This is a genomic window from Thermostichus sp. MS-CIW-30 (assembly GCF_054058015.1).
Window position 1 is genome coordinate 70542 of the sequence record NZ_JBSRZW010000006.1, and the last position, 22229, is coordinate 92770.

A 22229-nucleotide genomic window follows, 5' to 3' on the forward strand; every position below is an offset into this window, starting at 1 on the left:
CCCCGGTCGTTCTGTCGGCAAGGTAAATCTTAAGTAGAACCTTCACGGTCTTTTATTGGCAATTTTGTTACAGAAGGATGTGCTGAAGTTTGCCGTAAAAGCGTATTGAGCCATTCGCTACTCTCTTGGCCATTTCTTTAAAATAGCCCCTCGTTTTGTCTGTTTTTGTCAGTTCTGTCGATTGGGAGCTAGGGTTATGGAATCGCGCCAGCGCCGGCAGGATCCGCAAACGTTGCAAAACCTGTTGCGGGCTGCCTACCAACAGCTTTTGGAACGCCAGCCCTACCAGCACGAGAAAACAGGAGAGCTGGAGAAAATCGAGCAGGACTTCTTGCGGGGGCGGATCGGGATTAAGCGCTTGGTTCGCCAGATTGGGGGATCCCGTCTTTATCAGCGGCTGTTTTTCAGTGCCGGCTGCAACACCCGCTGTGTAGAGCAGGGTTTCAAGCACTTTTTGGGGCGGGCCCCGGCCAGCAAAGCTGAGGTGGCCACCTACCACGATATTCTGGTGCACCAGGGCTTGCAGGCCATGGTCAATGCCTTTATCGACTCGGAGGAGTACCGCCACCATTTCGGCAACGACCATCTGCCCCACCCCCGCCAACGGCTGAGCGGCCACCCACCTTTGGCCTACTTGCTGACAAACCAAATGCACCGGCGCCATGAGCTGGGGATGCAGGGATCCCCGCTTTTGCACAGTTTGGCGGCGATGGAAGTGGGGATCCCTTAGGCAGTGGGGCCGGGGAGGAAGTCGAGGGTATAGGCTTGGCGAACCTCCAGACCCGCTGCGCCGATCCCCAGGGCCACCATCTCCTGAAAGTAGGTTTGCCAGCGCTGGTGGGTCATGGCGCCGATCCCCAGCGTGGCGGCATCTCCACTGGTGAGAAGGCCGTAGTCTTTTAGGGCTTGGTGGGCGTAGGCCAGGAGGGCCTCGCTCATGTTGGGGTTGTCTTGGCGGATGAGGCGATTGCCGGGGCGGGGATCCTCTAGGTAGCTCTGCCAGCCCTGGATGGAGGCAGCTACAAATTTTCGCACCTGCTCCGGGTGCTGTTCGGCAAAGGGGCGGGTGGTCTCCAGGGTGGTGGCGTAGGGGGAATAGCCGTAGTCGGCCAGCAGAAAAACGACGGGATCAAAGCCCCCCTCCTGGCGCACGCGGAAGGGCTCGGAGGTCACATAGCCCTGCTGGGCAGAAGACTTGTCCAGCAAGAAGGGCGTGAGGCTGAGGTTGTAGGGGCGCTTCTGCTCGTCGGTAAAGCCAAATTTGGCCCGCAAAAAAGGCCAGTAGGTGAGGTTGGCCCCCGGTGACACCCAGATGGGCTTGCCCCGCAGGTCTTCCAGGCGCTCGATGCCCACCCCTGGATGGGCCAAGAGACACTGGGGATCCTTCTGGAAAAAGGCGGCCACGGTGAGAACAGGGATCCCAGCTTGCAGAGCCGCCAGAGCGTCGGGGCTGCCGCCGAGCACAAAATCTGCCGCTCCCCCGGCTAGCAGTTGCAGCACGTTAACCGCCGTTCCCCCCATGCGGATTTCCACCTGCAGACCGTAGTCGGCGTAGATGCCGGTGGCCAGGGCTTGGTAAAAGCCGCCGTGTTCGGCCTGGGCGTACCAGTTGGTGACCAGTCGCAAGGGCCGGGATCTGGCCGAAGAGGGGCGGGAGCCCGCTCCTACTGCTAGCAGAGCAGCTCCACTGGCCAAAAAACGCCGCCGCGGCCAAGGCTCTGGAGTTACACCGGACATAGGCAGGGATCCTCAGGCAGCCACGCTTTCAGTATCTCGCAAGTAGACCAGTTTTTCCTCAGGCTGGCCACCCCTTGGAAGAGGAGCTGTTGGGAGGCGTCTTCGATTTATATTTGCAAAGCAAGCGGGATCCCCTTCTTACAAGGGGCAAGATCGACATTCCAAGGGGTAGGGCATGGGCAAGGTGTATCTAGTGGGGGCAGGGCTGGGCGGGCGGGCGGGCCTGACGCAGGGAGCACTGGAGATCCTACGGCAGGCTGAGGCTATCTGGATCGACGAGCTGGTGGATGAGCGCTTGTTGGCAGAGTTGCCGCCGCAGGCGCAGGTGTGGCGACGCTCTGGGCCAGGAAGCCTCCAGGAGGGCATCCACTGGCTCATCCAGCGCTGCCGAGAAGGCAAACAGGTGGTTCACCTCAAGTCAGGGGATCCCTTGATCTTTGGCCGCGCTCGCGAGGAGATCCAAGCCCTTAGGGAGGCGGGCTGTCCCTTTGAGATTTGGCCGGGGTTGTCGTCGGCCCTGGCTGGCCCCCTCTGGGCAGGGATCCCGTTAACGGATAAACACTTGAGCCGCGCTTTTGCCGTTCTCACCGCCCACGAGCTGGAAGCTCTGCCCTGGGGCGCTTTGGCCCAGTTGGATACTTTGGTGATTTTGATGGGATCCCGGCAGCGACAGCACATTGGCGCACGGCTGGTGGAGTCTGGGATCCCGGCAGACCGACCGGTGGCCTTGATCTGGGGGGCGGGGCAAGCAGAGCAGCAGGTGTGGGTGGGCACCTTGGCGGAGCTGCAGCAGGAGGCGGGTCAGGCAAAGTTGCCGGGCCTACTGGTGGTTGGGGAGGTGGTGCGGCTGCGGCAGGACTTTTTGCCGGGGATCCCACCCTTGCCGCCACCGGCTCCTTTGGCAGGCAAGACGGTGCTGGTTACCCGTTCTGAGGGGCAATCGCCAGCTTTTCGGGAGCTGCTGCAGGCCCAGGGGGCGCGGGTGCTGGAGATGCCCACCCTGGTGATCCAGCCGCCCACGAGCTGGGATCCCTTGGATACAGCCATTGCCAACCTGGAACAATTCGACTGGCTGCTGCTGACCTCTGCCAATGGAGTGCAGGCTTTCTTTGAGCGGCTGCAGCGGCAGGGGCGAGATAGCCGAGCACTCCACTCCCTGCAAGTGGCGGTGGTGGGATCCAAAACCGCTTCCGTGCTGGCCCAGTACGGCATTCGCCCGGATCTGATGCCCTCCGAGTTTGTGGCCGAAGCCCTGCTACCCATTTGGCCGCAGCCAGTGCAGGGGCAGCGCATCCTCTTTCCCCGCGTTGAGTCAGGAGGGCGGGAGGAGCTGGTACAGGGGTTGCGGCAGCGAGGAGCAGAGGTGGTGGAGGTGGCCGCCTATCAGTCCGCCTGTCCGGCGACAGCGGATCCCCAGGTGGTGGAGGCTCTGAAGGCCCGTCAGGTGGACATCCTCACCTTTGCCAGCTCCAAGACGGTGCAGCATTTTGCCCACTTGATCCAGCAGGCAGGGCTAGGCCCTGAGATCTGGGATCCACCCGTGCAGATTGCCGCCATTGGCCCCAAGACGGCCGCAACCTGCAAGGCTGCATTTGGTCGAGTGGACATCGCAGCCCAGGAGTATACTTTGGAAGGATTGGTGGAAGCCCTCATCCAAGCGACCAACCGTTCTACCTAGCCTTTTCAGGCCGTTCGCGGTAGCGGTGCAGAGTACCCAGGTGCTCCTCATAGTGAGCCCCCATCAGCCAAACGGAACTCTCCTGGCCCGGCATCCCAATAGATACACCCAGACACCATGTGGCAGACGGCCAAGCTCTACGAAGACATTCTTTACGAAAAAACGGATGGCATTGCCAAGATCACCATCAACCGTCCCCACAAGCGCAACGCCTTCCGCCCCAAGACCATTGCCGAGCTGATTGATGCGTTTGCCGATGTGCGAGAGGATCCCAGGATTGGAGTAGTGCTCTTAACAGGCGCCGGGCCCCATACCGATGGGAAGTATGCCTTCTGCGCCGGCGGGGATCAAAGCGTACGGGGCGAGGCCGGTTACCTGGATGAGGCCGGGATCCCTCGTCTCAATGTGCTGGATCTGCAGCGCATCATCCGCTCTTTGCCCAAGGTGGTGATTGCCCTAGTGGCAGGCTACGCCATTGGGGGTGGCCATGTTTTGCATCTCATCTGCGACCTGACCATTGCCGCCGATAATGCCATCTTTGGGCAAACCGGCCCTAGGGTGGGCAGCTTCGATGGGGGCTTTGGGGCCGCCTACCTGGCGCGAGTGGTGGGGCAAAAAAAAGCCCGCGAGATTTGGTTCCTCTGCCGCCAATACACCGCAGCCCAAGCCCTAGAGATGGGTCTGGTCAATGCCGTGGTGCCAGTGGAAGAGCTAGAAGCTGAAGGGATCCGCTGGGCGCAAGAAATTCTCCAGCACAGCCCCTTAGCCATCCGCTGCCTCAAAGCCGCCTTCAACGCCGACTGCGATGGGCAGGTGGGGCTGCAGGAGCTGGCCGGAGATGCGACGTTGCTGTTCTACATGACCGAAGAAGCTGCTGAGGGCAAACGCGCCTTTTTGGAAAAGCGCCCACCTAACTTTCGCCAGTTTCCCTGGCTGCCATAGTTTGTTTGTTTTCATTAATTCCACTTCCCCGAAGGGAAGCGACTGCCTATCTACTCTTTTTACTCCTGCTCTTAGCCTTCCCGTTTCTCTGGTTGGTGGTTACCCTAGATGCGGTTCAAGTTGCTGTTGCAAAGCTCGGATTTTCTCCTAACCTATCTCTTGTGCTGCCGACCCTAGTAATTATTGGGAGTACGATTAATATCCCCCTTTATGAGAGAGTTTCCAAAGTAGCTATGGTACCTGATTTGGATCGATTGTGGACGATGCGCTTCTTTTGGGGTATTCCCTTAAGGCGAATTGAACAGAAAACGATTGTGGCGTTGAATGTCGGGGGTGGTCTGATTCCAACCCTATTGGCCATTTATCAGTTTACCTGTGTTTCGCCAATTTTGATTGTGCTTGTCACGGCTGTGGTGACAATAGTTAGTTATTATTCTGCCCAGGTGGTGCCGGGGATTGGGATTCAAGTGAATGCCTTGATTGCTCCCCTAACGGCGGCGATGACTTCTGTGCTATTAACGGCGGGGTCTGATGTTGTGGCAGCACCGATTGCCTTTGCTGGTGGTGTATTGGGAACACTAATTGGGGCTGACCTGTTACACCTGCCCCAAATTGAGCGGATGACTCCAGGCATTCTTAGTATTGGTGGGGCTGGGGTTTTTGATGGTATTGCGCTGTGCGGTTTATTCGCCGTTTTGCTGACTTAGAAATTACTCAGAAATTCCAACAATTCACTTAATTGGTACATTCGGTTGGCTCGTAATTTATTCTGAAAAACGTTCTGAACAACACGACTTATCCCTAAAATTGATCCCCCATTAAGGTGGTTTTTCTACCCACTCGTACAGTTCTAAATCCGTTGAGGCGCAGGAGTGACAGCCACCACACTTCCGCTGGTGTACGGGGCGCACCCGCCCTTTGCGAATTAATACATCCAGGATCGGACGGAGGGCATCGGCATCCATTTGCCAGTGTTGACATAATTTGGTCAACGAAACTTGCCGGTGCGTTTGCAGATAACGTTGTAGGTCTTGCAAGAGCATCCCTTACCTCCCGGAGGGTACCCGCCGCAAACGGGGGCTACTGACGGCACGCAATCCCCACAAAACCCCCAACTGTACCAGCATGAGTCCCAATACCCACAACAGGGAACGTGCGGGGTGTTCATTAAAAGTCATGAACTGGTAATAAAAGGTGGCAACCCAATAGGCCAGCCCGGTTGTCCAACAAGCGATAAACACCGTCCAGCCTAGATTGGTTTCCCGATAAACCGCCGCCGTTGCCGACACACAGGGGAAATACAGCAGGACAAACAGCAAAAACGCAATCGCCGCCGTGGTACTGCCAAAACGGAGAGCCATTTGACCAAAGGTAGTCGTCTGCACCCCCAATTCCTCCGCCACTGCCTCCTCATCCCCACTCCTGCTGACTACCCCCATCCCCAGCGGGTCCAGCAACTGCTCCCCTAGGGCGGCAAAATTTTGGGGAATGCTGGCAACTGCTTCCTGGAGACCACCCCACAGGTCAAATGCCGCCGGTGGTTCCCCACTATCTGCCGCTTCCGCCTGCGCCAACTGCCCATAGAGGGAATTCATCGTCCCCACCATCACCTCCTTGGCAAACGTCCCGGTAAATATCCCCACCGTTGCCGGCCAATTCTCCGGTTGCACGCCCATCGGTGCAAATACCGGCGTAATCTGCCGCCCAACCGCACTGAGCAGGGAATCGGTACTGTCCTGTTTCCCAAAGGAACCATCCGTTCCCACCGAATTTAAAAAGCCCAAAATCACCACCATCACGATAATCATCCGCCCCGCTTTGGTAATAAACGCTTGCAACCGTCCCCAGGCGTGGATGGCTACCCCCTTGAGCGTGGGCAAATGGTAGGGCGGCAATTCCATAATGAAGGGAGCCGCTATCCCCTGTAGCAGGGTGCTTTTCATCACCAAACCCGTAAACACCGCCGCCCCAATACCAATCAGGTAAAGCAGAAACACCACATTTTGGGCATTTTTCGGAAAAAACGCCGCCCCAAACAGGGCATACACGGACAGCCGCGCCCCGCAGGACATAAACGGGTTCATCAGAATCGTCATCAACCGATCCCGCCGATTTTCCAGGGTACGGGTCGCCATAATGGCGGGGATATTGCACCCAAACCCCACCAGCATCGGCACAAAGGACTTCCCCGGCAAGCCAATCCACCGCATCAGCCGGTCCATCACAAACGCCGCCCGCGCCAAATACCCGGAATCCTCCAACACCGATAAAAAGACAAACAATAAGCCAATTTGGGGAATGAAGGTCGCCGTCGTTTGAATGCCACCCCCCACCCCGTCCGCCAACAGCCCAATCAACCAGCCGGGTGCATGGAGTTGGGTCAACAGATGCGCCGTGCCCTTCACCGCAATCGTGCCCACCCCTATATCAAAAAAATCCACAAAGGCTCCCCCCACATTCATCGCCACGAAGAACATGAGGTACATCACCCCGAGGAAGATGGGAATCCCCAGCCACCGGTGCAACACCCAGCGGTCAATCCGATCCGAAAGCGTTTGGCTAACCTGCCCAGCGAAAGTGACCGTCGCCCCCATCACCTCCCGAATCCAGGTGTAACGGACATCGGCAACCAAGAGGTCAATGTCTTCCCCCAAGGTTTGAAAAATCTCCTGCCGATGGGTTTCTAACACCGGTGCAACGTTCGCCCCATCCACCGCTTGCAACCCGTACAGCACCGCCCAAGGGGAACCCAGACCTGCTGTATAGGAAAGTTCGGTAAAGGCTTGCTCGATCACCGGGGGATAAACAGGGCGCACCCCCGCCCCCTGCGGCTGGGTCAATGCCTGCCGGATGACTGCCTTAAGTTCTGCCACCCCCCGCCCCCGATGGGCACACAAAGGCACGACCGGACAGCCCAACCGCTGTTGCAAACCAGCCACGTCAATCCGTATCCCCCGCCCTTCCGCTTGATCCATCATGTTCAGGGCAATTACCAGCGGCACCCCCATTTCCAAAAGCTGGGTCGTCAGGTAAAGATTCCGCTCCAGATTGCTGGCATCCAGGATATTCACCACCAGGTTGGCTTCACCGCTGAGCAGGTAATCCCGTGCCACCTGTTCATCCAGCCCCGTGCCCCCCGCTGCCACATCCAGGGAATAAATCCCCGGCAAATCCACCACCGTCACCGTTTGCCCCTGATCCCGGTAGGTGCCCTCCTTGCGTTCCACCGTCACCCCGGGCCAATTCCCCACCCGTTGGCGCGCCCCCGTCAAGGCATTGAATAGGGTCGTTTTCCCACAGTTGGGATTTCCCAGTAAGGCAATCGTCCGCTTGCTCATTGCCCATCGCTCCCTAAATTTGCTTCTCCCTCCACCGGCACTACCTGTAATGCCGCCGCTTCCCCTTTGCGCAGACTCAGGGCAAACCCCCGCACCTCAATTTCCGTCGGGTCTCCCAAGGGCGCATGGCGTTTCACCTGCAGGATCGTCCCCGGCGTTAAGCCCATCCCCAGCAATTTCCGCTTGTAATCCCCCGCTCCCGGCGCATAGCCCACCACCCGCACCCGACTGCCAATAGTCGCCTCCCCCAAGGTCATCCTGGGCATTGCCGCCTCCCATCGCTCGACACCAATCCGTTCCGCCATACCCGCCCCCAACCCCCACCGCTGACCTTGACATTCCACCAGCACCGACCCGGAATCCAGATGGCTCAGCACCGTCAGCACCGCCCCCTGGGTAATGCCCATGCCCACCAACCGGGGATTGGCATCATCACAATCCACCCGCACCACCCGCACCCGTTCCCCTGCCCGCATTTGAGATAGGGGCATTATTTGCAAATTACCTTCACTAGCAATTCCCGGCTTAGCCCGGCTCACTGCCGCCTCGTTGACATAGGTAAAACCCAGTTTTTGACCGTTATTTCCCGGCTGACTCCCTGAATGTGGCACCAGAACCTCCTTGATTATTAGTGGCGTTTGTAATAACTTTAGACCTGAACATAATAAATATCATTCTCAATTCAATTCAATTAACACAAAGGCAACCCGACGGCGCCCCTGCCTTAAGCAAGTTTTAATGCTCAGGACGCCAAATTGTTATCAAATATTACGGATGGGATGGATTATAACTGGGAGGATTCTTGGGAGCGATTGTTTTGCAATGTACTGCCAATACCCTGCAAAATCCCCCGCCCAATCAAGCCCAAGCCCCGCCCAATGATCCGGGTGAGCAGGTAGGCACTGGTACGGCCAATGTAATTTGCCACCGCCCGCAGTATGGGTGCCACCGCATCTTGAAACTCCAACCAGAGGGTGACCAGCCAGGGAATGCCCCGGAGTTGGGCCAGTTCCGCCGTGCGCCCCGCATACACCGGGTACAGGACAATCGCCTGGTCTTGGATACGCAAAAGTTGATAACAACTCTCAAAAATCGCCCGGGGTTCGTCCCAGTAGCGTTGCCAGCGGTAGCGTTGGGAAAGTTGGTTGCGGAGCCGTTCGGTTTCCCGGGTAGAGAGCAGGTTGCGGCGATAAAACCGTTGCTTCACCGATTCATGGTGGGGAAAGCAGTTGAGCAGGGGTTGCACCACCCCGTTGGCGACCTGGATCACCAGATTTTCCAGGAGGATGGCGGCGTGGTCGCTGGCGATTTGGCTGTTGGCCGCATACAAGACCCCATCAATGCCCAGGGGCGTTTGAAAGAGATGAAAGCTAAAAAGGTCCTTGACCAGGGGAATTTTGTCTAAAATCAGGGCGCGCACCGTGTCCCGTTGTGCTAGGAGGATGTCAATCACATCCTGCCCGTCAATGGTGTAATAACGTCCGACAAAATCCGTCAGGGCTTCCTGCCACAGCCGTTCCACCAACTCGGGGCAACGGGGGGTCAGTGCCTCGGGGGTGATGCGGGCTTCGAGCAATTCCGCCAGCAGGGCTTCCCACCGATTGAGAATGGTATTCCACAGTTCCCGTTGTTTTTCAAACCGGAGCAGGTCGGTTTCCAATAATAGATTGCTGGTGTTGGTCAGGGGTTGGTTGAATTTTTGCCGCACCTGGCTCAATCGTTCCCCACTGGGGAGGGCAGGGGGGGGAGTCGCCACGGCGGGGGGGCCAACACGGCTCCCGGTCGCCACAGCCAGGTGATCAACCGGCGGGCGGCGTGCAATTCCCGGATGCGCCCCCGGGTGATCTGGGTTGCCAGCCAGGGACGGGGACGTTGGGCCCATTGCTGGCATTGCGCCAGGGCCGTCTCAATTTGCGCCAAACCCTGGGTATACAACTCGGAACGCCAGCGGGGGGTGAGGATGGCCGGTTGCAACCAGGGGGAATAGCCCCCCAAAATGGCCTGCATCCATTGCCAGAGGGTCGCCGCCGGGGTGTACCGTTCCACATACGCCGCTAGCCCCAGTTGTTGAAATTGTAAAAGCTGATCCCGGCTCACCGGGGGGCCCAGGGCGAGGATGGGCAGGTGGGGGTAACGGCGGCGCAGGGATTGGCACAGGGGAATGTCCACCGGTTTCAAATCCACCACCAGCAAATTCACCAGGGGTTGGGTCTGTTGCAACCGTTCGCTCAAGAGATTTTGCAAATCCCCCGGTTGGTCGCTGGCCAAAGTTTGGATCCGCTGCATTAATTCTCTGGAATCTAAGGAATTATTTTCGTTAACCAGTTGTCCCAATAAAGAAGTCCAGACAGGAACTGTTCTCTGTCTTACTTTACCCTCTTGAGCATTGGACTGGTTAACATATCCTATGGCCGAGAGTAAGCCAAAAACTCTCAGGTGCTGGGAAAGTCGGAGCACTGCGTTGAGATCTTCCTGAGAAAGAGACTGTTTCCCCTGAGATTTTATGTACTGTTGGATGTGTTTATAGGCTAGCAGGCTGATATGCTCCGGGCGCACGCCTGTTGGTTGTCGCTCAGACGACGTAGGAACAGGGGATCTGTCTATTGGCGGGTTGGAAGATATAGCTTTGCTCTCCAATTTGGGATTTGGAGGAGCGGGCTTAGGAGAGCTCTTGGCGTACTTGTTTTTCGACATCCTTAAACTCCTGCGGTGTTTTCAGATTTGGCTTGTAGAGCGGGCGGAGAAGCATTGGAGACCCATCCTTGAACCCAGCCTCGTCCAACGTTGGCTTGTCCTCCTACTTGGAACAAACCTTGAAGAATGTTGATCAAAATCTCATGTTCTTGGGTGAGATCTTGCTGATAGGGCAGGGGGCTATATCCCCAAGTAAAATAAAGAATCGTGTCACGAGGGATGCACACATCTGTCCAAAACACTTCTGCCGAGCCTACTTGGTTAGCTCCTTCAGGATCTTCCTGAATCTTGTTACGGATCTGCGTCCAAAGGGAGTGCTCCATCAAGATCTGGAAATCGCTGTCGGGAAGAATGATCCGATTGTGTTTCCAGGTTTTTTGGGTATCCCCCTGTAAAACAGTAGGCCACTCCCCAACCAGTGAGAAGGTTTGCCCTTCAGGGAGTTTCTCAACATGCACTTCTGCGTCTGCCACAACATAAACGCCAGGTTTTGTTCCTACAGGGGTTCTGGGGAGAACTGGAAGAGGCTGACGGCACAGCAAGGCGTGATCTCGCAGTAGGGAATGACAGCTCACCCAACAGAAAACGGAATCGGATCCCTCTAGAGACATGGTGCGCATCGGCACCCACAGTAAACGGGCATCTCCAAACCAGACTTGGTGAACCCCCATCTGGCCGTCTTTTTGGAGTTCCCGTCCAAAGAGGGTATCAGCGATTTCTGGATCTTGGAGTGTCACCTCGTTCCGCAGGCTTCCTCGTAAAGAGGATCCTGGGATGTAGGGAAAGTTGGTGTGAGATTCACGGGCAATTTCCAGGATATTGCCTAAGTCGCCTTCTCCACCGCAATGGATGGGGGCAAGGCTGTAAAGATAGCCAACGCGAAAGTCAGGTTGAATCATTTTACAATTCCCCACAAAAGTGTTCCGTAATTCAACGATGCAAAAGTCTGCAACTGGGCGCATGGGTTACCCACAAGCTGCCTTGGCAGTGGTGGATCCTCCTTGAAGTGATACACTGTGCCGGCGGGGATGAAAGCCCGTTGAGGTAGCAGCGCAAAGTCTAATCGCTCACTGCCCTGTCGCCGAACCGCAGAAATTCCACCCCATAGCAAGGCCCGATCCGTGGCGCATCCCGCCAGATAAGGCTGCCACTGGGAGGGATAGGCCTGATAGATGCGGGGATCCGCTTCAGGCTGCGCTAGGCCCGGAGTGAGGAGATAAGCCACCCGACCCGTCCCCTGCCGAAACCGCTCCCAATCGATGCCGGGATCCCAATCTTCCAGAGGCGTGACCAGGGCGCGATGTCCCTCTCCGCCCAAGCGAACGGTGGTGGCCGGGATCCGAGCACTGATGGCTGCCGCCAATCGCCACCCCCACCGCAGCCGGGTTGCCACCTCGGTAAAGTAGCCCGCCTCCTCTTTCACTTGGCGAGTGTCAGATTTGATGTCGATGTGAGGTAGTACCTGGGTATCCCAGGGATCCTCATGAAAGTCGTCGGCCTGGGGCAAGGATCCCTGTAGATAGGCACTCAGCGCCGAGGCCCGCATCCAGGGATAGGGACGACCTTTGATGTACTCCCCTTTTTTGAGAGGCGGAGGCACCAGGGGCGGGAGTTTTTGATCATCCCAGCCGATAGATTTTCAAGGATCCCCCTCGACCGGCTGCAGACGAGAGTACTTGTCTCCCCGGATTTTCTCCTCGAAGTTATCTTCTCGGATAGCGTCTGGATCAGCATGGGGATCCGATTGACCCGTAGCCAGGAGATCCTTGGGAGCGAGTAGCCAGAGCGTATCTTGCTCATCCAGGAGAAATGGCCCTAGGAACTTGAGATTTCGAGCCTTGTCTGAGGTGTAGGGCAGGGCGGAGCGTAGCGCTTGAAAGATCGTGGTGGGCATAGGGGGAAATAATCCTTTCGCCCAGGATCCCTCGCCAGGAGAAAAAGGTTTGCTCTCGCGAAAGAGCAGCACATCCATAGGCTCTAGGGCGTACCAGTACAGTTGAGTTTCAGACATAAGAATTACCTGCCTTGTGGAAATAAATCTTCGACACAGAAGGTGACCTCAGAGAAAGCCAAAGGAGAGAGGCAATCACGCTCTTTAACCACTTGCACTTCTTGATAAAAACCTTCCGCAAGGTGTGATAAAGAGCGCTCTCCTTGGCCTTGACATCAACAACCCAGTCATCCCAGATCCCGGCTTTAATAACTCCACCCGGTCGGCATCGGTCAACACACCGTTTTCGATCATGTGATGGTAATCTTCAACTCTCCAGGGGTGAATATTTCGTAACTTGGCTTTGTCTTGTAACCGCATCTCGATCCTCTTACTTTGCCTCAATTTCCTGAGGTTTTTTGATCCAATCATCTCGTTGTTTTTTCTTGTCTATCCAAAAGGCTGAGAATCTCAAGAGATTACCCAAATCTCTAGGAGTGGTGCCCAGAGCCTCTGACTTGCCTTGAAACTCGAATGCCCAGCTTTCCCAGGCATTGATCCAGTTCACCAAAAGCTCCCGAACAGGTTCCAGCTTCTCAGCTCGGTCTAGTCGCGCCAAAATCGTGGTGGTGGCCAGCTTAAACAGCTTGTTATTTGCAGAGATCACACAGCGCAGCGGCAGTTCTTCGGCCAAACGATATAGCACTGGCCCCAGATCCAGTTCCGGCCCTTGCTTTAACCAGTCCCACCATTGCTCCAGCAGTTTCCCTTTCATGAGAGCTTCCAGGGTATTCCCGGATTGGTAAATGACCCGGAAGCAAAGACCATCCTTGCCAGGGATCTTCTTGGCTCGATGCTTCTCAGCTTCCCAGAGATTTTCCAGGACGGTGGGCAGAGGGATCCCTTTGTTGGCGATCACCACGCCGATGCTCATGGTGGCTCCTTCGCCCATGGTGAAAAGGGGACGATTGGGCAGGCCGGAGAGATCTTTACCCGGCTGGGGATGCCAAAATCCTCCTTCAAATCTGAACTCGTCTTTGGGATCCCGTTTCCCACACCAATTCCCACACCAAGCTGCGCGCAGGAAGAGGAGATATTCGGGCAGATCTTCTAAGGGCAAGAGAGCCATGACATCGTCTCCGCCACTGTAGACCACCCGACCACAGAAGCGTTTCTCCGTCAGGTAAGGAACCAGCCGATTGGAGAAATCCAACAAGGCCCGATTAAGCCCCACGTGGGTGGCTGGCCCCATGCGCTTTTTGACATTCTTCAAAAGCTGCTGCCACTCCAAGCCATTTTTCTTCAATTGATCGGCAACTCCTTCGGCCAGGTAGGTTTCGTAGGGGTGCAGCCTGGAGCCGCTGACATACTTGCCCATGTTGTCTCCATCCGCCAGTACAATCACCCACCAGTCGGAGGGACTGCCCCCGGTTAGACCCACCTGTCGATGGGCTTGATCCACGGCTTCTCGCAATAGGGCAATATCTTCAGGATCCTGGAGCCCCAGATCGTCCACCAGCCATCTGCTGGAAAACATCACTCCGTTGTAGGGTGCTTCTCCCCTCGTCCGCTGGGAGAGGGGTTGGGGATCAGGAATCATTTGCTCATCCGTCTTCGGCACCTGAAAAGGGCGGCGCGTCAGGGATCCAAATCGATCCCGATATTCCGGCAGAACTTGTCGGATCTGCTTCTCCAACACGTGCCAATACTGTTTCACCTTTTCGGGAGCATCATGGGCAAAGCGGGCTGCTGCAATGGAGCTGAGGTTGGGAAACCGGATCAGGTTTTCCAGATCGTCCTCTTCTTCGGCTACTCCCAGAGAGTTGGCAATGCCCCCATACTTCCAGGCCATGCGTTTGGTCAGTTCCACCGCGTTCAACATCTCCGAGCCGTTGAAAAGCCCCGGATAAACTTCGGCCATCAGTTTCCAGAACATGCGCAGGGATCCCGCCGGCAACCCTGCCCCTTCACGGAATCGATCCCGATAGAGCAAATTGGGGTGAACCGCGCTGTACATGCCTGAGAGGGTAGACCGCTCCCCAGGGGCCACCGGGATCTGCCAGGTGCGGGTATTTTTAATAGCCTGAATCGACTGACCCAAACGCGCTTGCAAGCTGCCCCACCAGGTGCCCACATTCAAATTCCCATAGGCTTTTTCTTCAGGGTTGGTCGGCAATTCAACTCGGCTTTGGGCTAGAGTTTGCTGGGATTCTTTCCAGGACTTGTAGTCGGGATCTTTAGTTTTGGCTTGCAAAGGCTTGTCGGGATCCCCCAGCGGAACCAGAGTCCAATAGCTTTCCCAAGTATGATCAAGTCTTGGTACTGATGCTGCTCCAGTCGGCATTCAAAGACGCTGTACTGAACCCGCCGGCCATAGCCTTCAAGCAAGTCAGAGACTTTCTTGCGTCGTTTGTTGTCGGGGATGTCGTAGGTGATGACGTAGAGCTGCATGTGGGATCCCCTCAGTGGATGAGGAACGGCAAGTAAACAGGGATCTGATCATTTACAAACTGCTTGTAGGTCTGCACCTGCCGGTTGATGACGGCCCAGCACAGTACCCCATGTGGGAAAGATAGGCGATGGGGATGTTGCGCTCTAGGCAACTCTGGATCAGTTGGGTTGTGACTTGGGCATGGCCAAAGATCAAAATCTGATCCAAGTGGGGCAATTGAGCCTGTTGAAGAACAGCTCCAGCCCGTTTGACAACCAGGCGTTCCTGGTCGAGGCTGAGGTAGCAATCCTGTTGGGACACATAGAGTGTTCTACCCATGAGGCCACTCCCAGAAGCCTAAAATTGAAGCTGAGGTGGGAACAAAACGGGGTCTTCTTCAAGTTAAAAGTCAGGCCCAAAAATGCTGTAAGGGAAGATGCGAATGGCGAAAAAGCAGAGCAGGGTTTCTGGTGTGGGATCCGTTCGTGACGGTGCGCTCCTGATGAAAGATCTGCAAACCCTGAGACACTACGGCATCTTTGGGGATCTGGTGTATCGTTGGGGCTACTATCTCGGCTCTAGCACCATGACCGAAGTGGAGTTCAACGCCGCCCTCAGCGAGGGGATCCCAAAGCCCAAGAGGTCTTTCAGGCCCAAAAGCCGCGGTTCGGTTGACGCAGACGAGCATGACTCTAGTCAATAATAAGCTCAACTATACTGAAAATAATGTATAATATGTTCAGTACGGATTACTACCAGTTGATCTTTCTGTTTACTTTCGAGTCTGCCAACATGGTAGCCAAAGCAAAGCAGAAAATTGGTAGTAAGACGACACGGAAACTGCGCTTTGGGTATTCTACTCAAAGCTTTGCGGGATACCGCCATTCTGTTTGGACTCCGTCCCGCTAACGCGAATGGAAACAAACAGAATGCTATCGCTGCATAGTTGAACAGTGATGTTCAGCAATGTTCAGCGTAAATGTATCAGACAGAGCAAATCAGGGCACTGAAGGTCTCACTCTGGCAAACGAGCAAAGCTGACCCCTCGGTAGTAGTAGGCCAAAATTTGGCGGTAAGTCCAGCCTCGGCGGGCCAATTCTTGGGCGCCCCACTGGCTCATGCCAATGCCATGCCCAAACTTGGGATAGGGGCTGACATCCGGTAAGCTCATCAAATAAGGGATCCCACTCACCCCGACGGTTTGGCCGCCGCTGCTGGCGCTGTACATGGCATTGACAAACTGACCCCCATACACCATGACCACACCACGGGTGGCTTGTGTTGCTTCCAGGGCGGCTGCCGACCGCTGGGAAAGCCCTCGATACACCTGGGAGCGAGTATCGCTAAACACATCAAACCAACCGCGGGAATTGCGATGGTAGAGAACGTAGCTGCGGGCTGCCACCGCTTGCGCCTTCAGGGCTTCTGGGAAGAACCGGGATCCCATTTCTGCATCCACCACACTGGCCACATAGTCTTCTAGATCCACGTAGTTGATGGCCATCACCATGTTGTAGCCAGTCAAGAGCACCTTGCCGGAGTACCAGCGGCCATTCACTGCCACCAGGCCACCCTCCTGAGGTTCGATGAACAGCACCGGGTCAACCACCCCATGCAGACGCACCCCTTGAGGGCTGGGCTGAGCCAAAAACCCTTGCATAGGGGGCAGATCTGCCAGCACCTCTCCCCGACCGTTGATCAGTTGGGCAGGGAGAGAAACGCCTACCACCAGAGGGGCAGTGGTATCGGCCAATTGCACTCGCACTGTCACCCCCCAGACAGACTCCACCCATCCCCAGAAGGCACTGACCACCAGGGATCCCAGCAGGGCCAGCCAATGCCGCGCTTCCATAATCCGTATCCAGAGTTGCCTTTTGTACACCAACTCCAACTTAGGATAGGGCGAGTTTCCAGAAATGGGCCGGTTTGTCTGTAGAAACTGCAGAGGGCTTGAGTCTCAATTCAGGTGTGGATCAGGTGTGGAGCAGGGGGGATCTGATAGAGATATGAGACTATCTATGAACGGGATCCCGTTTCCAGCGGAGCGGGCCGATCCGGCGGCTCCAGAGGGTCGGGTTCTTGCGACCCAAGCCGATTGCGGCCGCCCTCTAGATGGACCGAAGAGCTAGCCGGCCCCAGGCCCAAGGCAAAGCGCAGCGAGTCCCCCGGTCGCCCATTGGAGAAGAAGAGAAAAGAACCCAAGGAAGCCAAGGAAAGAAGAGCCGCATAGCCAAACATGGCTCGATAGCCGGATCCCGCTGCTAAGGTGCCCAAAAGGGGCCCCGCCAGGCCAATGCCCAAATCAAACCCGCACATCACCAAGCTAAACAGGCGACCCCGCTCCGCCGGCTCCGAGCGATCGGCCACGAGGGCAGAGATGAGAGGGATCAAAGTCCCAAAACCGCAACCCACCACGATCCCAGCAGCCAGAAAAGCGCCGGTGCTGTTGGCAACAATCAGGATCCCCATTGCCAAGGCATAGGTGGCCAAGCTGAGGGAGATAAATGGCCCCCGCCCATAGCGATCGGAAGCGCGACCGGTGAGCAGGCGCACTCCAAAGCTGGCAAAGGCCACTGCCGTATAAAAAAGACCTGGATTCAGGGGAGCTCCGGCTTCTTGGATTAACAAGGCCACAAAGGTGGTCTGGGTGCCGAAGGCCAACCCCACCAAAAACATCACCCAAGCGAGGGAGCGCACCTTCGGGCTGCCCAGAAAGCTCCAGAAGGCTCCGTCCATCGGCAGGGATCCCCAATGCTCACGCCGCTGTTCTCGAACCAGTTGGGTACAAAGAAAGCCCACCAACCCCAGCAGAGCAGAGAAGAGAAACGAAGGGCCATAGCCGGCAAACTCCTGCAAAAAGCCGCCCAAAGCAGGGCCAATGGCTGCGCCGATCGGATTGACCAAACTCATGTAGCCCAGGATCTCACCCCGTTTTTCTTCTGGGGCAAAATCCACCACCAAAGTCACATAGGCCGTGGCAAAAGCGGCGATGCTAACCCCATGAAAGGCTCGCACCAGCGCTACCCATGGGATCCAATCGGAGAGCCAGTATCCTATGGGGGCCATCCCCACCACCCCCATGCCGATAAGCAGCACGATCTGCCGGCTGTGGCCATCCGCCAGGCGACCCAACGCAGGGCGAAAGGCCAGCAACCCAATCGAAAAGGCCCCCATTACCCAGCCCACTTGCTGGCTGGTGCCACCGGCATCTCTGACGTAGAGAGGCAACGTGGGCAGCAGCGAGGATAAACTGGCCCAAAAGAGCAGCCCAGCCACAAACAAAATGCCCAAGTTGCGCCGCTGTGCCGGCTGCAGCTGCCCGAATACCCTCACGCCAACTCCTTATGCAAAATGGAACTCAAAGCGTTCTCCCAGAACCGCGCCCTAGGATAAGCCCACCTTCGCCGGATCCCTCAGCCCGAAATATTTAGGTGCTAACCTTTCTGATTGTAACCGTATGGTCTGGGGCTGGGAACCGGCCCTGCTCGCCTTTGCAGGCGCCTCCAGTCTGGGATAACAGCTAACCTCAAGTTACCTAGAGATGCGCTTTTTGGACTCCGACCCATGCCTGAACGATCGGATCCCCTCACTCGCAGCTTGATTGCCCTGATCCGGGGTTACCAGGTGGGTATTTCTCCTTGGCTGCCGCCTGCTTGTCGCTACTACCCCACCTGCTCCCAGTACACCTTGGAAGCGGTGCGGCGCTACGGTGCCCTACGAGGGGGTTGGCTGGGGATCCGTCGCCTCTGTCGCTGTCATCCCTGGCACCCAGGGGGCTACGATCCAGTTCCCGATTTGCCGGGATCCGCGCCGACCCAGAAACCATTCCGCTAGCCGGACTCAGGAGACATTTAGGTCGATTGTGGGTAGCAGGCCACAACCTCGATTTCTACTCGGGCATTGAGGGGCAGGCGGGCCACCTGTACGCAAGAGCGGGCCGGAGCCGGATCGGTGGCAAAAAACTCTCGATAAACCTCGTTCATGGCCGCAAAGTCCTCCATATCGGCCAGGAAAACCGTTGTCTTCACCACATTGGCGAGAGTGGTGCCCCCCGCTTCCAGCACTGCCTGCACGTTCAGCAACGCCTGCCGAGTTTGAGAAACAATGTCCTCCCCCACCAGTTTGCCGGTTTTGGGATCCAGGCCCACCTGTCCGGCGGTGAACAGAAACGGCCCCAGAGCAGTAACGCCCTGGCTGTAAGGGCCGACAGGAGCGGGGGCAGCCTCAGTTTGCACAGCACAATGGCCTGGCCCGATTTGGCCCTGCTGGTGGCCGATCTCTGGCTTGGCCGGCTTCGTCTGCTCCATAGAGGTTTGCCCAACTCTGTCGCTACGCTACCACAGGTGGATTGCCGAAGAGCGGGGCTGAGAATGCCAAGATGAATTTCAAGATGAATTTGTTGATAGGGAGAGGGATCCATGCCTTTGATCAAGCTGCAAACGTCTGTGCAACCAGAAATCGCCGCAGTAGAGGAACTGCTTAAGGTGCTGTCTGCTGCTCTATCGGAACAGTTGGGCAAGTCGGAAGCCTACGTGATGACCGCCTTTGAGGGTGGGATCCCGATGACCTTTGCTGGCAGTGGGGATCCCTGTTGTTACCTAGAAATCAAGAGTATCGGGCAATTTTCCGCCCAACAAACCCGGGCCATGAGCGAGTTTTTTTGTGGCACCATCGAGGCCCGATTGGGGATCCCCAAGAAGAGGATTTACATTGAGTTCAGCGATGCCAAAGGCTATCTTTGGGGATGGAACGGCACGACTTTCGGGTAAAGATACTTCCCCCACTCCAAGAGCTGTCTACTCTGGCTTGCCCTAGCTCGCCTCACAAGAACTTTGTAGGAGTTTAGCCAATGGAAGAGCTACCTCAACTCAACACAAATCCCCAAAAGCAGCGGATTTTGCTTAAGCTTGCTACCGGCTTGGGCTTGGCCATTTTTATCTTTTGGGCAGCCCATCGATTGGGATTTTTTGGAGTTATTCAAGACTGGCTCGCCGAAGCTCTGGCTTGGATTGAAAGCTTGGGGTTGCTGGGGCCAATCCTCTTCATTGCCATTTACATTGTAGCGACGGTGCTGCTTCTACCAGCCTCGGTGCTGACCTTGGGGGCAGGGGCCGTGTTCGGGTTGCTGGCCGGAACTGTGTACGTGCTGATCGGGGCAACCATTGGAGCCAACTTGGCTTTTTTAATCGGGCGCTACTTGGCGCGGGAACAGGTGGTGAAATGGATTGAGGGAAACGCCAAGTTTGCGGCCATCGATCGAGCGTTGGGACGTGAGGGATGGAAAATAGTCGGCCTGATTCGGCTGTCGCCTGCGTTTCCCTTCAATGTGCTCAACTACGCCCTGGGGCTGACCCGAATTTCTTTTCTGGATAACTTGTTGGGCACTGCCGGGATCGTGCCGGGCACTTTTATGTATGTGTACATCGGCTCGTTGGCGGGATCCCTGGCCAACATGGAAGGCAGGGAGTTGGATCCTCAGGCTCAAACCGCCCAATGGGTCGTTCGCCTCGTGGGGCTCATCGCCACCGTAGCTGCTACCCTCTACGTCACTCGCATTGCCCGCAAAGCCCTACAAGAAGCGGTGGAGCCTGCCTAGGGAATTGCATTTTAAACAAGAATGAAATCTGTTGCATTGCTTCCCAACTCCTCTCTCTCTGGGAGAAGGACTGGAGGTGGTCGCAGAAGCGGCGCGGAGCGTTTGGGCAGCAGTAGGAGTGTCTCAATCCAGTTTGAAATGACTATAAGTTGGCTCGGCGAGCTAGTGTGTAGAAAGCACCGGGTTGAGAACACTCACCGTTGGGCAGAGGCTTAGCCAACAACTTGGCAGAGGGTTTCCTGCCTGATACATTTACGCTGAACACTGCTGAACATCACTGTTCAACTATGCAGCGATAGCATTCTGTTTGTTTCCAAACAGAATGGCGGTATCCCGCAAAGCTTTGAGTAGAATACCCAAAGCGCAGTTTCCGTGTCGTCTTACTACCAATTTTCTGCTTTGCTTTGGCTACCATGTTGGCAGACTCGAAAGTAAACAGAAAGATCAACTGGTAGTAATCCGTACTGAACATATTATACATTATTTTCAGTATAGTTGAGCTTATTATTGACTAGAGTCATGCTCTCTCGGTCTTGTTCGGCCAGCTCCTGGATGGCCTGTTGGTACACCTGGGCAGGTGTGGATCCCTGGTTGACTTGCTTCAGCCAGCGTTGGGCCTCATTGCCCTGGTGGAGCAGAGTTTGCAAGGGAGCTAGAAAACAGCCTAAGCCCTGAGGTTGGCCAATGCGCCAAGCTTCGGTCAGCAGCTCTTCGATCCACTCTTGGGCCGCCCGTTCCCGGCCTGTCCGCCAATCGACCAAATGAGATTGCAGCGATTCTCGGGCAGCAGCCTGCTCGTTGGCCTCGCAAAGGCTCTCCAGCTCTGTCGGGGTAAAGGGCCCCCGCAAGGGATCCAGCGCTTCCGGCTGGGCCAGCAACTGCCAGAGACGGGCTTCCACCAAGGCGGTAATGGCCAGAACCATCACCGGATCCCCCACCAGATCGCAAATGCGCAGCTCCACCCGGTTGAGATGGTAGGGCCGCTCCGGGCCGTTGGGTCGCACCGAGGCCCACAGGTGGCGCACATTCTGCATGGTGCCCAAGGCTAGCTGCTCCTGGATCCAGGCAATGTAGTGGGCGTGATCCCGGAAGAAGGGCACCTGAGCCGGCGTTTTGGGGAACACCTGCCAACGGCTGGAGTGGGATCCCGTCACCCGTCCGTCCAGAAAAGGAGAGGAAGCGCTCAGAGCTAGGTAGAGAGATGCTTCCGCTCGCAGCAGGCGACAGGCCCGGAAGATGGCCTCGGTACCTGGCAGGCCAACATTGATGTGAATGCTAGCAGTTACCACCCGCGTGCCATAGGTGCGCTCGATGTAGTCGTGGTAGGGGTTGCCGGGATCCGACCGCTCGAAGTGGTCGCTGCCGCCCAAAGCTAGCGTGCTCCCTGGCAGAAGGGTGTAAGGGCCAAGACGGCGCAAAAATTGCCGCAACTGTAGGCGAGGCCGCAACAAGGCACAGAGCAGGTCTTCGTAGCGGCGAAGGGGAGGGGTGATATACTCCACGTTGCGCCGATCCGGCTCCCGCACAAACCCTGGCAAAGCCTGGCAAATGCGATCCGACAAGCCCACCACTTCCCCGGCGGCGGTGCCGGTGTACATTTCCACCTCAAAGCCCTTGGTCAACAGCACAGGCCAGCCTCCAGCCGCAGCCTCACCAGTCTAACCTTTCCTTTCTCCCCTCATTGTCCTAGGTTTTGGCAGGGAATTGGCCGGTGGTGGGGAAGTTTCTCGACCTGTTCTAGAGCCGTTTTATAATATTTACACTCTCACTCTTAGAGGGTGTCAATTGAACCAAGCGGTATCTCAAAAGTCCTAGACTTTGGCAAGGAATCCACAGGGCCTTAGGGTGGAGATCAAAAAGGAACTACGACCTCTGGCAGGTGA

At 56.4% G+C, this 22229-nt stretch carries 23 protein-coding genes and 1 pseudogene; 8 read left to right on the forward strand and 16 right to left on the reverse strand.

All coding sequences use genetic code 11. The features are described 5' to 3' along the window. Positions 1–196 precede the first annotated feature (196 nt). Positions 197–730 (forward strand): phycobilisome rod-core linker polypeptide, encoded by a 534-nt coding sequence (locus tag ACVWXW_RS04120; RefSeq protein WP_457402921.1) that lies wholly within the window; start codon positions 197–199, stop codon positions 728–730. On the opposite strand, the gene ACVWXW_RS04125 is transcribed toward ACVWXW_RS04120, so the two are convergent. Continuing rightward, entirely contained in the window at positions 727–1737 is a 1011-nt protein-coding gene (locus ACVWXW_RS04125) for an ABC transporter substrate-binding protein (RefSeq protein ID WP_414344061.1), read from the reverse strand. The genes ACVWXW_RS04120 and ACVWXW_RS04125 overlap by 4 nt on opposite strands. A gap of 175 nt (positions 1738–1912) precedes the next feature. Here ACVWXW_RS04125 and cobA point away from each other — a divergent pair, with 175 nt between their 5' ends. The 3 genes from cobA to ACVWXW_RS04140 all read left to right on the forward strand — a co-directional run bounded on the left by cobA (position 1913) and on the right by ACVWXW_RS04140 (position 5064). After that, positions 1913–3415 (forward strand): uroporphyrinogen-III C-methyltransferase, encoded by a 1503-nt coding sequence (cobA, locus tag ACVWXW_RS04130; protein WP_457402923.1) that lies wholly within the window; start codon positions 1913–1915, stop codon positions 3413–3415. A gap of 117 nt (positions 3416–3532) precedes the next feature. Continuing rightward, positions 3533–4357, forward strand: coding sequence for a 1,4-dihydroxy-2-naphthoyl-CoA synthase (menB, locus tag ACVWXW_RS04135; RefSeq protein WP_011432215.1), 825 nt, complete (start codon positions 3533–3535; stop codon positions 4355–4357). Between the two features lie 5 nt (positions 4358–4362). Further along, on the forward strand, positions 4363–5064 hold the full coding sequence (locus ACVWXW_RS04140; RefSeq protein ID WP_457402924.1) for a DUF1614 domain-containing protein: 702 nt from the start codon (positions 4363–4365) through the stop codon (positions 5062–5064). Between the two features lie 111 nt (positions 5065–5175). Here the strand turns inward: ACVWXW_RS04140 and ACVWXW_RS04145 are convergent, their stop codons facing one another. From ACVWXW_RS04145 to ACVWXW_RS04195, 11 genes and pseudogenes are all read right to left on the reverse strand, one after another. Further along, entirely contained in the window at positions 5176–5400 is a 225-nt protein-coding gene (locus tag ACVWXW_RS04145) for a FeoC-like transcriptional regulator (RefSeq protein WP_457402926.1), read from the reverse strand. Positions 5401–5403: 3 nt separating this feature from the next. After that, positions 5404–7695, reverse strand: a complete 2292-nt coding sequence (gene feoB, locus ACVWXW_RS04150) for a Fe(2+) transporter permease subunit FeoB (protein WP_457402928.1) — start codon at positions 7693–7695, stop codon at positions 5404–5406. Beyond that, positions 7692–8186 carry a ferrous iron transport protein A gene (locus tag ACVWXW_RS04155; protein ID WP_099812437.1) on the reverse strand — a complete coding sequence of 165 codons (495 nt, stop codon included), beginning with the start codon at positions 8184–8186 and terminating at the stop codon, positions 7692–7694. Before ACVWXW_RS04155 ends, feoB begins: the two co-directional genes overlap by 4 nt. A gap of 293 nt (positions 8187–8479) precedes the next feature. Further along, the gene (locus ACVWXW_RS04160; protein WP_414421451.1) at positions 8480–9451 is read right to left on the reverse strand and encodes a DUF3685 domain-containing protein; all 972 of its coding nucleotides are present in this window, start codon (positions 9449–9451) and stop codon (positions 8480–8482) included. Then, positions 9409–9981 carry a hypothetical protein gene (locus ACVWXW_RS04165; RefSeq protein WP_457402931.1) on the reverse strand — a complete coding sequence of 191 codons (573 nt, stop codon included), beginning with the start codon at positions 9979–9981 and terminating at the stop codon, positions 9409–9411. Before ACVWXW_RS04165 ends, ACVWXW_RS04160 begins: the two co-directional genes overlap by 43 nt. A 410-nt stretch (positions 9982–10391) precedes the next feature. Next, entirely contained in the window at positions 10392–11351 is a 960-nt protein-coding gene (locus tag ACVWXW_RS04170) for an RAMP superfamily CRISPR-associated protein (protein WP_457402933.1), read from the reverse strand. Then, positions 11285–11989, reverse strand: a complete 705-nt coding sequence (locus ACVWXW_RS04175; RefSeq protein WP_457402935.1) for a type III-B CRISPR module-associated Cmr3 family protein — start codon at positions 11987–11989, stop codon at positions 11285–11287. The genes ACVWXW_RS04170 and ACVWXW_RS04175 overlap by 67 nt, the downstream gene beginning before the upstream one ends. Before the next feature lie 39 nt (positions 11990–12028). After that, positions 12029–12400, reverse strand: coding sequence for a type III-B CRISPR module-associated Cmr3 family protein (locus ACVWXW_RS04180; RefSeq protein WP_457402936.1), 372 nt, complete (start codon positions 12398–12400; stop codon positions 12029–12031). Between the two features lie 310 nt (positions 12401–12710). Further along, positions 12711–14573: a type III-B CRISPR-associated protein Cas10/Cmr2 gene (gene cas10 / locus ACVWXW_RS04185; protein ID WP_457402938.1), complete on the reverse strand. Its 1863-nt coding sequence runs from the start codon at positions 14571–14573 to the stop codon at positions 12711–12713. A 56-nt stretch (positions 14574–14629) separates the two neighbouring features. Continuing rightward, positions 14630–14770 (reverse strand): annotated as a pseudogene (gene cas2, locus ACVWXW_RS04190) (CRISPR-associated endonuclease Cas2); the annotation flags it as partial. Positions 14771–14822: 52 nt separating this feature from the next. Beyond that, positions 14823–15089, reverse strand: a complete 267-nt coding sequence (locus ACVWXW_RS04195; protein WP_414344071.1) for a CRISPR-associated endonuclease Cas1 — start codon at positions 15087–15089, stop codon at positions 14823–14825. 103 nt (positions 15090–15192) lie between these two features. Here ACVWXW_RS04195 and ACVWXW_RS04200 point away from each other — a divergent pair, with 103 nt between their 5' ends. Then, complete coding sequence (locus ACVWXW_RS04200; RefSeq protein ID WP_457402940.1) at positions 15193–15453, forward strand: hypothetical protein; 261 nt, start codon at positions 15193–15195, stop codon at positions 15451–15453. 312 nt (positions 15454–15765) lie between these two features. Here the strand turns inward: ACVWXW_RS04200 and ACVWXW_RS04205 are convergent, their stop codons facing one another. Both ACVWXW_RS04205 and ACVWXW_RS04210 read right to left on the reverse strand, forming a co-directional pair. Then, positions 15766–16602, reverse strand: a complete 837-nt coding sequence (locus ACVWXW_RS04205; RefSeq protein ID WP_457402942.1) for a SpoIID/LytB domain-containing protein — start codon at positions 16600–16602, stop codon at positions 15766–15768. 164 nt (positions 16603–16766) lie between these two features. Then, positions 16767–18083: an MFS transporter gene (locus ACVWXW_RS04210; RefSeq protein ID WP_457402944.1), complete on the reverse strand. Its 1317-nt coding sequence runs from the start codon at positions 18081–18083 to the stop codon at positions 16767–16769. Positions 18084–18314: 231 nt separating this feature from the next. Here ACVWXW_RS04210 and yidD point away from each other — a divergent pair, with 231 nt between their 5' ends. Then, a complete protein-coding gene (gene yidD / locus ACVWXW_RS04215) occupies positions 18315–18584 on the forward strand; it encodes a membrane protein insertion efficiency factor YidD (protein ID WP_011432210.1) in 270 nt (89 codons plus the stop codon). A 17-nt stretch (positions 18585–18601) separates the two neighbouring features. Here the strand turns inward: yidD and ACVWXW_RS04220 are convergent, their stop codons facing one another. Beyond that, positions 18602–18985: a RidA family protein gene (locus tag ACVWXW_RS04220; protein WP_011432209.1), complete on the reverse strand. Its 384-nt coding sequence runs from the start codon at positions 18983–18985 to the stop codon at positions 18602–18604. 183 nt (positions 18986–19168) lie between these two features. Between ACVWXW_RS04220 and ACVWXW_RS04225 the strand changes: the two genes are divergently transcribed. Beyond that, positions 19169–19519 carry a phenylpyruvate tautomerase MIF-related protein gene (locus ACVWXW_RS04225; RefSeq protein WP_011432208.1) on the forward strand — a complete coding sequence of 117 codons (351 nt, stop codon included), beginning with the start codon at positions 19169–19171 and terminating at the stop codon, positions 19517–19519. 80 nt (positions 19520–19599) lie between these two features. After that, the gene (locus tag ACVWXW_RS04230) at positions 19600–20346 is read left to right on the forward strand and encodes a TVP38/TMEM64 family protein (protein WP_457402946.1); all 747 of its coding nucleotides are present in this window, start codon (positions 19600–19602) and stop codon (positions 20344–20346) included. 473 nt (positions 20347–20819) lie between these two features. Here ACVWXW_RS04230 and gshA read toward each other — a convergent pair whose 3' ends face one another. After that, positions 20820–21974 (reverse strand): glutamate--cysteine ligase, encoded by a 1155-nt coding sequence (gene gshA, locus ACVWXW_RS04235; protein ID WP_414374961.1) that lies wholly within the window; start codon positions 21972–21974, stop codon positions 20820–20822. Between the last annotated feature and the right edge of the window lie 255 nt (positions 21975–22229).

Excerpts from the sequence above, each read along its gene's own strand:
- ACVWXW_RS04225 (WP_011432208.1), top strand. The coding sequence starts at position 19,169 with ATGCCTTTGATCAAGCTGCAAACGTCTGTGCAACCAGAAATCGCCGCA.
- ACVWXW_RS04125 (WP_414344061.1), bottom strand. The coding sequence starts at position 1,737 with ATGTCCGGTGTAACTCCAGAGCCTTGGCCGCGGCGGCGTTTTTTGGCC.
- cobA (WP_457402923.1), top strand. The coding sequence starts at position 1,913 with ATGGGCAAGGTGTATCTAGTGGGGGCAGGGCTGGGCGGGCGGGCGGGC.
- ACVWXW_RS04120 (WP_457402921.1), top strand. The coding sequence starts at position 197 with ATGGAATCGCGCCAGCGCCGGCAGGATCCGCAAACGTTGCAAAACCTG.
- ACVWXW_RS04200 (WP_457402940.1), top strand. The coding sequence starts at position 15,193 with ATGGCGAAAAAGCAGAGCAGGGTTTCTGGTGTGGGATCCGTTCGTGAC.
- ACVWXW_RS04205 (WP_457402942.1), bottom strand. The coding sequence starts at position 16,602 with ATGGAAGCGCGGCATTGGCTGGCCCTGCTGGGATCCCTGGTGGTCAGT.
- ACVWXW_RS04165 (WP_457402931.1), bottom strand. The coding sequence starts at position 9,981 with ATGCAGCGGATCCAAACTTTGGCCAGCGACCAACCGGGGGATTTGCAA.
- ACVWXW_RS04180 (WP_457402936.1), bottom strand. The coding sequence starts at position 12,400 with ATGTCTGAAACTCAACTGTACTGGTACGCCCTAGAGCCTATGGATGTG.
- ACVWXW_RS04145 (WP_457402926.1), bottom strand. The coding sequence starts at position 5,400 with ATGCTCTTGCAAGACCTACAACGTTATCTGCAAACGCACCGGCAAGTT.
- feoB (WP_457402928.1), bottom strand. The coding sequence starts at position 7,695 with ATGAGCAAGCGGACGATTGCCTTACTGGGAAATCCCAACTGTGGGAAA.
- ACVWXW_RS04155 (WP_099812437.1), bottom strand. The coding sequence starts at position 8,186 with ATGCCCCTATCTCAAATGCGGGCAGGGGAACGGGTGCGGGTGGTGCGG.
- ACVWXW_RS04230 (WP_457402946.1), top strand. The coding sequence starts at position 19,600 with ATGGAAGAGCTACCTCAACTCAACACAAATCCCCAAAAGCAGCGGATT.
- yidD (WP_011432210.1), top strand. The coding sequence starts at position 18,315 with ATGCCTGAACGATCGGATCCCCTCACTCGCAGCTTGATTGCCCTGATC.
- ACVWXW_RS04170 (WP_457402933.1), bottom strand. The coding sequence starts at position 11,351 with ATGCGCCCAGTTGCAGACTTTTGCATCGTTGAATTACGGAACACTTTT.
- menB (WP_011432215.1), top strand. The coding sequence starts at position 3,533 with ATGTGGCAGACGGCCAAGCTCTACGAAGACATTCTTTACGAAAAAACG.
- ACVWXW_RS04195 (WP_414344071.1), bottom strand. The coding sequence starts at position 15,089 with ATGGGTAGAACACTCTATGTGTCCCAACAGGATTGCTACCTCAGCCTC.